At 63.4% G+C, this 12,626-nt stretch carries 12 protein-coding genes; all 12 read right to left on the reverse strand.

Going from position 1 to position 12,626, the window contains the following annotated elements:
- Nucleotides 1-293: 293 nt before the first annotated feature.
- The gene (locus tag K3F49_RS23005) at nt 294-1,772 is read right to left on the reverse strand and encodes an aldehyde dehydrogenase (protein ID WP_234683231.1); all 1,479 of its coding nucleotides are present in this window, start codon (nt 1,770-1,772) and stop codon (nt 294-296) included.
- A 60-nt stretch (nt 1,773-1,832) separates the two neighbouring features.
- Nucleotides 1,833-2,636, reverse strand: a complete 804-nt coding sequence (locus K3F49_RS23010; RefSeq protein ID WP_234683232.1) for an N-acyl homoserine lactonase family protein — start codon at nt 2,634-2,636, stop codon at nt 1,833-1,835.
- Between the two features lie 8 nt (nt 2,637-2,644).
- Nucleotides 2,645-3,601, reverse strand: a complete 957-nt coding sequence (locus K3F49_RS23015) for a Bug family tripartite tricarboxylate transporter substrate binding protein (RefSeq protein ID WP_234683233.1) — start codon at nt 3,599-3,601, stop codon at nt 2,645-2,647.
- 59 nt (nt 3,602-3,660) lie between these two features.
- On the reverse strand, nt 3,661-4,548 hold the full coding sequence (locus K3F49_RS23020; protein ID WP_234683234.1) for an NAD(P)-dependent oxidoreductase: 888 nt from the start codon (nt 4,546-4,548) through the stop codon (nt 3,661-3,663).
- Between the two features lie 35 nt (nt 4,549-4,583).
- Nucleotides 4,584-5,291 carry an ABC transporter ATP-binding protein gene (locus tag K3F49_RS23025; RefSeq protein WP_234683235.1) on the reverse strand — a complete coding sequence of 236 codons (708 nt, stop codon included), beginning with the start codon at nt 5,289-5,291 and terminating at the stop codon, nt 4,584-4,586.
- Entirely contained in the window at nt 5,284-6,045 is a 762-nt protein-coding gene (locus K3F49_RS23030) for an ABC transporter ATP-binding protein (protein ID WP_234683236.1), read from the reverse strand. Before K3F49_RS23030 ends, K3F49_RS23025 begins: the two co-directional genes overlap by 8 nt.
- Entirely contained in the window at nt 6,042-7,028 is a 987-nt protein-coding gene (locus K3F49_RS23035; protein ID WP_234683237.1) for a branched-chain amino acid ABC transporter permease, read from the reverse strand. Before K3F49_RS23035 ends, K3F49_RS23030 begins: the two co-directional genes overlap by 4 nt.
- Complete coding sequence (locus tag K3F49_RS23040) at nt 7,025-7,894, reverse strand: branched-chain amino acid ABC transporter permease (RefSeq protein ID WP_234683462.1); 870 nt, start codon at nt 7,892-7,894, stop codon at nt 7,025-7,027. Before K3F49_RS23040 ends, K3F49_RS23035 begins: the two co-directional genes overlap by 4 nt.
- Before the next feature lie 69 nt (nt 7,895-7,963).
- Nucleotides 7,964-9,124 (reverse strand): ABC transporter substrate-binding protein, encoded by a 1,161-nt coding sequence (locus K3F49_RS23045; protein WP_234683238.1) that lies wholly within the window; start codon nt 9,122-9,124, stop codon nt 7,964-7,966.
- Between the two features lie 124 nt (nt 9,125-9,248).
- Entirely contained in the window at nt 9,249-10,196 is a 948-nt protein-coding gene (locus K3F49_RS23050) for an MmgE/PrpD family protein (protein WP_234683239.1), read from the reverse strand.
- Complete coding sequence (gene tcuA / locus K3F49_RS23055) at nt 10,193-11,713, reverse strand: FAD-dependent tricarballylate dehydrogenase TcuA (RefSeq protein ID WP_234683240.1); 1,521 nt, start codon at nt 11,711-11,713, stop codon at nt 10,193-10,195. The genes K3F49_RS23050 and tcuA overlap by 4 nt, the downstream gene beginning before the upstream one ends.
- 189 nt (nt 11,714-11,902) lie before the next feature.
- Nucleotides 11,903-12,607 carry a GntR family transcriptional regulator gene (locus K3F49_RS23060; RefSeq protein WP_234683241.1) on the reverse strand — a complete coding sequence of 235 codons (705 nt, stop codon included), beginning with the start codon at nt 12,605-12,607 and terminating at the stop codon, nt 11,903-11,905.
- Between the last annotated feature and the right edge of the window lie 19 nt (nt 12,608-12,626).

Here is a 12,626-nt window from a genome sequence, read left to right on the forward strand (position 1 = left end):
AGATAATGCATTTTTTATCGTATGCGGATGGCCTCGTCAGGCCTGAGGCCGCCTCGATCGCGCAATCGCCTCTGTCTGAAGGGGTCCTCAGCCGGGCTAACCAAGAAAAAGGGCTCCGAGGCCAGATCGGCCGCGGAGCCCAAGTCGAGGGAGGACGCCCTGAGGGCGCCGGCGATCTCATCGACCGCCGCTAGTCTCCAGAAGACCGGTTGCGGCTCTGGAGATTGGAGACGGCGCATTCGCGCCGCTCTATTCGCGAGATGAGTCGTGGCGCCGACCAGCGGCTGCGCACCTCACAGCTTGAGGGCGAACGGATCACGCTCTTCGTTTGAAAAGTCGATCATCACGTTCTTAGTCTGCAGGAATTCATCCAGCGCCGCGACGCCGCGCTCCTTGCCGAATCCGGAGTCCTTGAAGCCGCCGAACGGCGCCATCGCGCTGGAGGCCCGGTAGGTGTTCACCCAGACCGTTCCGGCGTGGACCGCCCGCGACACGCGTAAGGCGCGCGACAAGTTCGTCGTCCAGATTCCGGACGCGAGGCCATACTTGCTGTCGTTGGCGACCGCGACCGCCTCATCTTCCGTGTCGAAGGGAATGATCGAGAGCACGGGCCCGAACACCTCTTCCTGGGCAATCGCCATCTTGTTCTCGACGCCGGTGAAGATGGTCGGCTCGATGAACAGGCCATTGCCGAGGCCATCGCCCGTCGCGGGCTTGCCGCCACAGGCGAGAACTGCGCCTTCCTTTTGCGCGTCGCCGATGCATTTGAGGATGCGTGCGAACTGCGGCTCATTCGCCACCGTCCCCATATCCGTGGTCTTGTCGAGGGGATTGCCGAGCCTGATCTTGTGCGCACGAGCGACGAGACGCTTCACGATCTCATCGTGGACCGATCGCTGCACGAGCAGCCGCGAGCCGGCGATACATGTCTGCCCGGTCGCGCCGAAAATCCCGGCGAGTGCGCCGACGGTCGCCTTGTCGAGATCGGCATCCTCGAAGATGATGTTGGGAGATTTGCCGCCCAACTCCAGCGTCACAGGGACAAGCGACCGGCCCGCTTCCGCCGCGATCTGGCGGCCGACATTCGGGCTCCCCGTGAAGCTGACACGGTCAATCCGGCCGCTCGCGAGCAGCGCCTGCCCGGTCCTGTAATCGCCGGTGACGACGTTGACGACGCCGGCGGGGAAGCCCGCCTCGCGAACCAGCTCGGCGAATTCCAGCGTCGTCACCGAGGCATGCTCCGACGGCTTGATGACGACGCAATTGCCGGCGGCAAGCGCCGGCGCGAGCTTGTTGGCAAGCAGGCCCATCGGCGAATTCCAGGCAGTAATGAGCACGGCGACGCCGATCGGCTCGCGGCGCGTGAAGTCGAACACGTCGCGCTGGTCGAGCGGGATGGTGTCGCCGAAGATCTTGTCGGCACAGCCCGCGAAAAACCGATAGGCGCGCGCAGCAAAGTGCATCTGTCCGTGCGTCTCGCGGATGATCTTGCCGTTGTCGGTGCTCTCCATGATGGCGATGCGCTCGGCCTGCGCATCGAGCAGATCGGCGAGCTTGTTCAGCAAGTTCGCGCGGGCAAGACCCGTGGTCTTATTCCAGACGGAATCATAGGCTCGTCTCGCCGCCGCAATGGCGTCAGCGACCTGCGCGGGGGTCGCCTGCGCGACCTGCGCCCATTCCTCGCGGCTGTAGGGGTTGATGGCGGCGAACCATTCCTGGTTCGCTGCGCTGACCGTCTCGTTGGCGATGGCAATTCCGTACTTCTTCGACATGGTCGGCTGTCTCCGCAACTGGCGAATGATGTGGATGGTGTGTCTGACGTCGGCTGGTGCTTAGGCAGGGTTTCCGAGGGGATCGGCGTCCAATCGCGCGATTCCATCGACCCCATCGCGGGCGGCGGGAAACAGCGAGAGCACCTGCCGGTCGTGACCGGGAATGATGTGCGACGGGCTATCGGCCAGCTTCTCGATGACCGCAAAACCGTTCAGCATCTGGTTGGTGTCGAACAACACCGGGAATGGCCGGCGTCGCAGGATGTTGGCGTAATAGTGCGAGGCGTCCGAGGCCAGCACGACATAGCCGCGGCGCGTCTTCACCCTCACGACCTGAAGTCCCGCGGTATGGCCGCCAAGCCAGTGCAAGGATATCCCGTCGTCGAAATCTGAATTGGGATCGTGAAGGGTCACGCGCCCCTCAAAATTCCGCCGGACGATATGGCTGACGTCCTCGGCGTTGTAGGCCTTGTTCTGCGCGGCATCGCACATGCAGCGTCCGGTGCAGAAATGCATCTCGCGCTCCTGCACGTGATAGCGCGCTTGCGGAAACAAATCGTGGTTGCCGGCGTGATCCCAATGCACGTGGGTCAGGATGACATCCTTGACACTGTCCGGGTTGATATCGATCTGCTTCAGGCCTTCGGCGACCGGGCGCGTCACGGCGTAGTTGCGCGGCTTGCCTGCCGTCTCGTCGAAGCCGGTATCGACGATTACGGTGCCGTTCGGGCCGACCAGCGCCCAGACAAAGAAATCCAGCGGCATCGGCGCATCAGGTACGCCGCTGCTGTCGATGAAGTTCTCCGACGCGCGACGCTCGTCTTTCCTGGCGTATCGGATCGCATAGATTTCATACTCGGACATGTCGGTCTCTACTGGCGCTCGATGCCAGCTTCCTTCGTTGTCGTGGCCCACAATTCGATGTCGTCCTTGACGTGCTTAGCGAAGTCGGCTGGCCCGATCCACTGAACCTCGAAGCCGATATCGGCGAGACGGCTCTGGATCTCAGGCTCCGCCAACACCTCGCGCACGCCCTCCGAGAGCTTTGCGACGACGTCCGGCGGCGTGTCCTTGGGAGCGAACAGGCCGGTCCATGCGGAGATATTGATGAACGGGACGCCGCCCTCCTTCATGGTCGGGATCTCAGGAAACTGCGAGGCGCGAGCGAGATTCGTCGTTGCGAGCGCGCGGGCAGACCCGGCTTCCACCTGCGAAACAGCGGGCGCCATGTCCATGAACGTCATCGAGACACGCTGTGCGATGATGTCGGTCACGACCTGCGGACTATTCCGGTAGGGCACCGCGCCGATATCAATGCCCGCCCTTCGCTTGAATGCTTCGCCGGAGAGCTGCCCGAGCGCGTTGGCGTATCCGAACGTCAACGAGCCGGGCTTGCTCTTCGCGAGCGCGACGAGATCGCCAACACTCTTCACGGGCAGGCTGGGATCGATGATCAGAAAATAAGGAAACAGGCCGAACTGCGAAATCGGCACGAAATCGGCGACGGGATCATACTGGATCGACTTCAGCATGCTGGGATTGGCGGCATGCGTAGACGTTCCGCCAACCAGCAGGGTATATCCGTCCGGCGCCGAACGTGCGGCCGCCATCGCGCCGAGCGCGCCGTTGGCGCCGACGCGATTGTCGATCACGATCGTCGTCTTCAGCAATTCCGACAGCCGCTGGAACACGATGCGCGCAACGCCATCGGTCCCGCTGCCGGGAGCAAACGGAGCGATGACGGTAATTCTCTGAGAGAGGTAGTTTTCCGCTGCCGCCAGACTCCAGTTCGACAGAAGCAGCGCGATCGTCAACACCAACACCCGCACGAATCCCTCCCTTTGATTATTCGTCTTTTTGGTTCAAGCCGATCGCCGGCGCCTGACCGCTACTTCGAAGAGCGCTCGATGATCTTGACGATGACCGGCCAGTAGTTCGCGCCGAAACCGGCCTGGGACGCTTCGGTCAGAAGGCTTGCGCCAAGCGCAGCTTCTCTCGCCTCGATCCCGGCGTCCTTCGCCATGTCGAGCGCATAGGAGACGTCCTTGTGCATGTAGTCGGTCGAGAACACGCGCTCGGGGAACTCCCGCGCGGCAACGGCCTTGTAGCCATGATTGCGCAGCGCAAAGCTGTCCGCTGAGCCCTTGGAAAAGGCATCAAACAAGGTCTCGGTCGACACGCCCGCGGAGTTTGCGATCGCGACGGCTTCGCACAGCGCAGTCACGGTCCCGACCACGACCATGTTGTTGAGGATCTTCACCACCTGGCCCGATCCGACATCACCGCAATGCGTGACCTCACTGGCAAAGCAGCGCAGCAGCGGTTCGATGCGCGCGAAAACGCCAGCGGTCGCGCCGACGAAAATCGCAAGCGTCCCCGCCTCGGCCGCCGCCCGCGTCCGGGCAACCGGCGCATCGGCATAGTCGGCTCCCTTTGCGCCGAAGGCAGCGGCCAGCTCGCGGGTCGGCTTCAGCGGGCTGGTCGAGAGATCGACGATGGTTTGGCCGGCGCGCGCCGACTCCAGCAACCCACCCGGCATCTCGCATATCTTCTTGAGGTGCTCGCCGCTCGGCATCGAAATAAAAACGATGTCGGCCTTCGCGACGGCGGATACCGACCCGACATCGGTTGCGCCAACCTGTACCAGGCGGGCCACCGGTTCGGCGTTAATGTCGTGGATCAGCACCTTTTGCTTCGTCTTCTGCACGAGATGCCGGCACATGGGTTCACCCATGACGCCTAAACCGATGAAGCCGAAGGTCGAAGATCCAGTCATGTCAAAACTCCGGAATTTCCAGACAGTGAGAACGTTCAGATACCGAGATAGGCCCGGCGCACATAGTCGCTTGCGAGCAGCTCCTGGCCCTTCCCGCTCAGCGCGACCGCGCCGGTTTCCAGCACGAAGGCCTCGTGGCAGAGGTTGAGGGCAAGCTTTGCATTCTGCTCCACCAGGATGATCGACATCCCGATATCGCGGTTGATCTCGCCGATGATGCGCGCGATCTCGTCGACGATGATCGGAGCAAGCCCGAGCGATGGCTCATCGAGGAGCAATAGGCGTGGCCGCGCCATCAGAGCGCGGCCGATGGCAACCATCTGTTGCTCGCCGCCCGACAGCGAGCCCGCCATCTGGCTGCGCCGCTCCACCAGACGGGGGAAATATCCGTAGATCTGGTCCAGCGTCTTCTTCTGCTGCGCCTTGTCGCGCTGCGAGTAGCCACCCACCAGCAGATTATCGAGCACGCTCATCTGCGGGAAGACGCGCCGCCCTTCCGGCGACAGCGCGATCCCGCGCCCAACACGCTGGGAGGCAGAAACGCCATCGATGCGTTCGCCGTCGAAATGGATCTCCCCGCCGCTCACCGGTTTGAGGCCGATAATCGCCTTCATCGTGGTGGTCTTGCCCGCGCCGTTCGAACCGATGAGCGACACGATCGCCCCGTCGGCGACGGACAGGCTCAAATTGCGGACCGCTGTGAGCGGACCGTAGCAGACGCTGATCCCGCGCACATCAAGCATGGACCGCCTCCTTGCCGAGATAAGCCTCAATCACGACCGGGTTCGAGACGACTTCCGCAGGCGTTCCTTGCGCGATCAGCGTACCGTGGTCCAGCACCACGACGCGATTGCACAGGCCCATGACGGTGCGCATGTGATGCTCGACCATCACCATCGTCACGCCGCGCTCCGCCTTCACCCGACGCAGAACCGAGGCGAGCTCGGCCGCCTCCTCCGGATTGAGGCCGGCGACGGGCTCATCCAGCATCAGCAGCCTGGGTTCGCTGGCCAACGCGATCGCGACGCCGAGACGTCGCTGCTCACCATAGGATAGCTCGCGCGCCTTCAAGCCTACGCGGCGCGTCAGCCCGAGCAAATCGAGCACATGGAGCGCTCTATTTTCCGCCTCTGCTCGCCACTTACCCGAGAAAAACCCTCCCCACAGCCCGGTCAGGTTCGAGCCCAGCGTCCCGCGCGCCGCGTTTTCGATGACCGTCGCCTCAGGGTAGATGGTCGCGGCCTGGAAGGTGCGCGACAGCCCCTGGCGAACCGTGCGGTTGGCCGGCTGCCCCGAGATGTCGCGGCCCAGAAACCGGACCGTTCCCGCCGAAGGTCGCAACACGCCGGAGATCACGTTGAACAACGTGGTCTTGCCCGCGCCATTCGGGCCGATCAAGCCGAGAAAGTCACCCTCATTGACATCGAAGGAGACGGTCCGGACCGCAACGAGGCCACCGAAGGACCGCTTCAAACTATCGACTTGGAGCATGCTCATGGCACTTCCTCGACCACGCGCGTTGCGTTGGCCGGTGCAACGTGTTGGCGCGCGCGCCAGGTGTGGACGAGGCTCGCCAGGCCGTTCGGCACGAACATCAGGCAGAGGACCAGCATCGTTCCGTAAATGATGTGCTGCAATCCTTCGGTGGATCGCAGCAATTCCGGCAAGGGCGTGAGGACAAGCACGCCGACCACGGGACCCAACACGCCGTCGCGGCCGCCGACCACCAGCATGGTCAGGTAAGAGACCGACTCCCAGAACGTGTAGGAATCCGGCGAGATGAAACGGAGATAGTGCGTCGACAACGCACCGGCAAAGCCCGCGATGCCGGAGCCGATGGTAAAGGCGATCACCTGGACGCGATGCGTATCGATGCCGCTGGACTCGGTGAGGCGCTGGTTCTCGGCGGTGGCCGCCATCATCGTTCCCAGGGGCGACCGATACAGCAGCCAGGTCAGAAGCAGCGTCACCAACGCGCAGCCGAGCGCAAAGGGATAGAATTGCGGCTTGGCGCGAAGCACATATCCGACGATCGAGATCGGAGGCACGCCCACCAGCCCGTTGGCGCCGCCGGTGATCGAGCTCATGTCCAGCGCGAGCAACACCGCGATCTGGCTAAACGCAAAGGCCACCAGCACGAAATAGACGCCGCGCAGACGAAGGATGATCCAGCCAAGGGCAGCCGCGATGACGGCCGCAACCAGTCCTGCGACGAACAGGGTCAGCAGCGGCGGCCAGCCCTTCATCGACAGCAGCGCCGAAACGTAGCCGCCGACCAGCGCAAAGCCGCCATGGCCCATCGAGAGCTGCCCCGCCCGAGCAATGATGGCGAGGCCGAGCACCAGCATGAGATTGATGCAGCCGACTGTCGCCAAATGAATATAGAACTGGTTCGGCGCGAACCAGGGCAGCAGCACGGCAACGGCGACTGCCACGCCGACCCCGACAAGGTGCACAGGCTTGGTGGTTGGAAGGGTCACGCCTCACGCTCCTTTCGGCCGAGCAAGCCTTGCGGGCGCAGCAGCACGACGGCGATCACGACCAGGAACTGGAGAATCTCTGCCAACGAGGCGCTGACGAACGTTCCGGCGAAGCTCTCGATCAAGCCGATCAGCAATCCGCCCACAACCGCGCCGGGGACGCTGCCGAGTCCCCCGATGACGACGATGACGAAGGCCTTCAACGTCGGTGCCAGACCGATAAAGGGCGACACCGAAAGCACCGGCGCCATCAGGACGCCGGCAAATGCTGCGAGGCTGACGCCCAGCACGAACGCGGCGGGAAAGATGACGTCGACGCGAATGCCCTGCACCTGGGCAATCTCCGCGTCCTGGGCCACAGCCCGCATGGCGCGGCCGATCCTTGTGTGGACGACCAGCAGATTGAGCGACACCACGGCGAGGATCGCACCGATAATGACGACCAGCCGCGACCATGGAAATACGATCCCGCCGATGGACAGAACGCCCGAGACGACGGGCGGCACAGTGCGTGCCGACGATCCCCACATCAGCAGCGCGCTGTTCTGGATGATGAGGGCGACGCCGACGGAGGCAATCATGCCGTTGATCTCGTTGCCGCGAAACCGGCGAAACACGACCCGTTCCATCGCGAGCCCAAGCAAAGCCGTTGCGCCCACGGCGAGCAGGACACTGACCGCGAACGGCATCTCGTTGCTGCCATAGAGGATGGCGAACAGGAAGGCGCCGACCATGTAGAACTCACCATGCGCGAAATTGACGATGCGCATGATACCGAACACCATGGTGAAGCCGATGGCCATCAGCACATAGATCATGCCTACCATGAGCCCGTTGACGACGGTCTGGGCCAATATGATGTCCATGCTCACGGGACGACGCCTCCAATCGTAGCGGCGAGGCGCGGAAAGCGCCCCGCCTGTTTCAGCGACCGCTCACTTGCACGCGTTGACGTCGCAGGTCGCAACCTTCGTGACGACGCCGTCCTTGATCTGCCCGACATAGAACGGAAGATCGATCTGGTGCTTGATTCCGTATTTCTGCTCGCCGGTCCAGCCCGCCTCGCCCATCGCGGTCGGGACATCGGACAATCCATCCAGCGTCGTTGCGATCTTGGTCGTGTCGTCCACGGACCCCGCCTTCTTCATGGCCGTGAACAACATCTGCAGGCCGACGTAGAAGAATGGGCTGAAGCCGTTCATGTTCTGCCCGTACTTGGCCTTGAACCGGGCGACGTAAGCCGCCGTATCCGGCAAGCCCGTGTCAATCGGCAGGTGAACATAGGTCCCTTCGGCCGCTTCCTTGCCAGCGACCTTCAGCATTTCGGCCGAGACATCGCCGCCGGTGACAAACACCGGACCGCGATAACCCAATTCACGGGCCTGCTTGAGGATGAGACCGGCGGTGGTCGGCGAATTGCCGCCGAGCTCGAGGCCATCGGCTTTCATCAAGAGGCGGGTAAGGATGGGGACGAAGTCGACGCGTTCGCGCTCGAAATACTCGACCTGCAGCTTCGCGCCGGCTTTGGCGTAGGAGTTAAAATTCGCCACGCCGATCTGCTGCCCGGTCTCATCATTGGGAAGCAGCGAAACCACCTGCTTCGCCGACGTGCTCTTCATCAGCCACGCCACCTGCGGGTCGGAGAATTCGCCGGTCGTGATCACCGGACGGTAGGCAAACGGCGCGTCAGCGCCGAGGGCCCGCGGCGTGAAGGCGAGCGTCATGGTGATGACTTTGCCTGATGTAGTCTGGTCCTTGGTCGCCACCGCCGCAGCCGAGCCCATCGGGCCGACCACGAAATGAATGCCGTCCTGAATCATCAGGCGATCCATCGCCGTGACCGCGTCAGCGGCGCGGTAGCGGTCGTCATATTGCTTGATCAGGATCTTGTAGCGCTTGCCGCCGACATCGAGGCCGCCGTCCTTGTTGACGTCTTCAGCGGCAAAATCGGTGGCGGCGAGCATGCCTTCGGCGAACGCGGCACCGGCACCGGAAAAGCTGGCGTGCACGCCAATCGTGACACTGTCTTCGGCCCAGGCGGCGCCGGAACAGGTGACCAGTGCAGCCAGGACGGCAATCAACTCAAAACGCTTCATTCCAATCTCTCCCCAGATGTTGCTCTTGTCTGCCTTGCTCGTTTGTTTTCAGGCTCGGCTTTGGTCAGGTGATGCTTGTTGCTTGCGATGGCGGCCAAGCCGCCATCGCCCTCATTCGCGGGTCTTAGGGAACCCAGTTGGTCTCCTCCGGCTCATGCGTTCCGCGCGGCGCGAAGACGACCTTCTTCGGAGCCGCTCGCGTGCCGCGGCCCTGCAACAGACGCGAAACGGTCGCGAGGTCCTTCACCTTCTCGATCGTCTCGAGCCGCTCAAACAGCGGAGCGACGTCATCGCGCGGCAGGACGGCGCCAACGTCCTGATCGAACTGATCCCAGAGATCGGCGCCCGGCGGCGATTGGACCGCGAGGAGATCGAGCGCTTCCGGTCCCGATGAGTCATCGCCAGAAGCGAGCCGTTCGCCGCTCAGCATCTCTTGGCAGGACGCCTCGTCCATCGCTTCGGCCAGCAACGCGGCGAGCAGCGCATTGCTCAGGCTTTGACCGACCAGGAATGCTTCAACTCCGCCTTGCCCTGCCGCAGGATTGCCGGCATTTGCCACGCTCGCCATGACCAGCGCAGCTGCAGTCTTCGCACGATTCAGTCCGAGCAATCGGGCCGCCGCTGCGACACTGCCCAGCACGGCAGCTCCAAGCTGGCCGGCCGACGGCTGTGACCGCGAGATCTCGGCGCCTGCAATCAACGCGTCGATGAACTCCTGACCGGCTTTTCCACGCTCCTCGCAGAGGGCGAACAGCGCGACGACAAAGGCCGCATTCGCAGCGTCGGGCACCGACTTGGATGCGGCGGCGACCGCTGTGGCGTTGATGAGCGCGGCAGCGACCGCGCTGGTGCGCCGTTCGGTGCCGAACACGAGCGAGGAGCCGCCGCTCGCCGCGACACCTGATGTCGCAAGCAAGGCCGTCGTGATAGCGGCCGACGCACCTGACAAAGTCTTGCCGAACGTCATGATGATCGCGGCCTTGACGCGTCCGGCAGCCTTCGCGTCGCGCGGCTGCGGATCATAGCTAATGATCCGCTCCGCCAGGCCCGACATCGTGGCGCTGACGCTCATTGCGCCGCCACCGCTTTGGCCGGCGCCACGCTCTGCTGGCCAGCTGCGTTGCGACCTGCAATTCTTCCGAAGGTCGCGCCCGAGACGAGGCCGGTGCCGGCGGGATAATTGTCGTAGAACAGGCCGCCGACGAGCTCGCCGCAGCAGTACAGGCCCTTGATCGGACGCCAGTCAGTGCCGATCACCTCGGCATTCTCGTTGATCTTCAGGCCGCCGAAGGTGAAGGTGATGCCGCCGGTCGCGCTGTAGGCGTAGTAAGGCGGCTTGTCGAGCCGCAGCGCCCAGTTGGTCTTTTCGAGATCGAGGCCCTTGGTCGAGAGGCCGTCCTTCTTGGTGGGATCGAAGCCTTCGTCCGCCGCGCGCGCGTGATCGTTGAAGTTCAGGACGGTCTTGAGCGCCTGCGTCTTGTCGTCGATGTCGAGCTGGGCGATCAGCTCCTCCAGCGTATTGGCCTTGATCGGATCGCTGGTCGAATAGCGCGGCTCGAGCAGGTGAACCACCTTGCTGTCGAACAGCTGGTAGGCCTTGGCGCCGGGTTCGGCAAGAATCGCGCGGCCGAATTTTGCGTAGGTGAAGAGCGCGCCGTCCTCGCCTTCGTCGACGAAGCGCTTGCCCTTGCGATTGATCATCACCGAATAGACGTAGGACAGGCGATTGCTGCGGTCGGTCATCTCGCGCGGCGCGAAATCGCCCCAGTCCGCGCTGATCGGCGTCGCATGGCAGCCGCTCCACTGCCCCCAAGGCATGGCGCCGATGGCAAGCGCCATGCGCAGGCCGTCGCCCTGATTGTGCGGCGTGCCGCGCACCTTCGCTGCGCCGACCAGCGGGCCGATATGCTGCGTGCGCATCTGCACGTTGGCTTCGAAGCCGCCGCAGCCGAGCACGATGGCCTTTGCGCCAATCGAGCGCACGCCGTCATCATCCTTGGTCTTGACGCCGACGACGCGGCCGTTGTCATCGACCAGCAACTCCGAGACGGCGTTGCCGTAGCGAACCTCGATGCCGATGCGCTCGCAGGTCGAAAACCAGCTGCGCGACAGGCCGACGCCCTCGTGCGCAGCGCGCACGACGAGGCCGCGCGCCCAGACCATGACGTTGTCTTTCTTGACGGCGGACAGGCTGATCGCCGGCTCCATCTTGATGCCGCCGGTGTCCTTCATCCAGCGCACCGTCGCCTGCGAATTCGACACCAGCAGGCGCGACAGCGTCGGATCGGTGCGTCCGTTGGTGACGCGCATCAGATCGCCGTGGAAATCTTCCTGGGTGTAGGGCGAGATGCCGTCGTAAAAATTGTCGAACTCGTCCTCGACGCCGGGCAGCAGGGCGCCGATCTCGCGCGGCTCGTCATAGGCGAAGCGCAGCACGCCGCCGCTCCAATGCGTGTTGCCGCCGCGCATTTCGCGGGGAGCTTTCTCGAGAACGAGGACGCGATCTGCGCCGTTTTCCTTCGCCGAGACCGCCGCAGCCAATGCGGCGTTGCCAGCGCCAACGACGATCACATCGAACTCTTCGTGCATTTCCGTTCCCTTCTGAGCTTCTGTATTCTTATGGATACTAATGTATACACTGGAATGCAAGATAATTCAGAGGGCTCTGTTTTCGAGGAAAATCTCCATGAAAACAGTCGGATACGGAAATCGATGCAAAAGATTGGCTCGACGAGCTCGGTTGCGAGCGGCTGAGACAGCCCCGCTCGCAACGTCCGATCAGGCGCCGTCGTGCTCGTGGCGCGTTTCCAGATCGCGCTCCTTTGCGAGGATCGCACGGCGGGTTTCGAGCGCGCTCAGGACATGCGCGCGCGCCAGCCGCTCGGCCAACACGCCTTCTCTTTGTGTAATGGCCTGCACGATCGCCGCATGCTCGGCCTGGGCGACCGCGAAGCGGCCCTTCTCGGCCAACGTCGTCGGCCCCAGCAGCGCGATCGCATCCTGCAGCGCAGACAGGCTCTTTTCGAGATAGCGATTATGCGCGGCGACCTGAATCGCGTCGTGCAATTCTCTATTATGCCGATAGAGCTTGAATGGCTCGTGATCGAGCTTTTCGCCCTCCGCGATGAGCCTTGCGAGCGTCGCGAGATCTTTCGGGCTGGCGTGTTTTGCGGCGAGCGAAGCGGCCGTGCCTTCGAGCGCCGCGCGCATCTCGTAGAGTTCCTCGACCGCATCCATGTCGAGAATGGACACGACAAGACCGGTGCGCGGGCGCAGATCGAGCAGGCCCTCGAGCTCGAGCCGCGTCAGCGCCTGGCGCGTGGGCGTCCGGCTGATGCCGAGATGCTCCGCCAATTCGACTTCGCGCATGCGCCGTCCCGGGGCGAATCGCCCTTCGACGATCTCACGCCGCAGGGCCGCATAGGCATAGTCGGCAGCCGATGCGAACTTCGTGCGGTCCGGCAACACCATCTCGTCGTTCATGAAGTCATCCCGATCTCGT

Source organism: Bradyrhizobium monzae (assembly GCF_021458635.1).
Classification (GTDB): domain Bacteria; phylum Pseudomonadota; class Alphaproteobacteria; order Rhizobiales; family Xanthobacteraceae; genus Bradyrhizobium.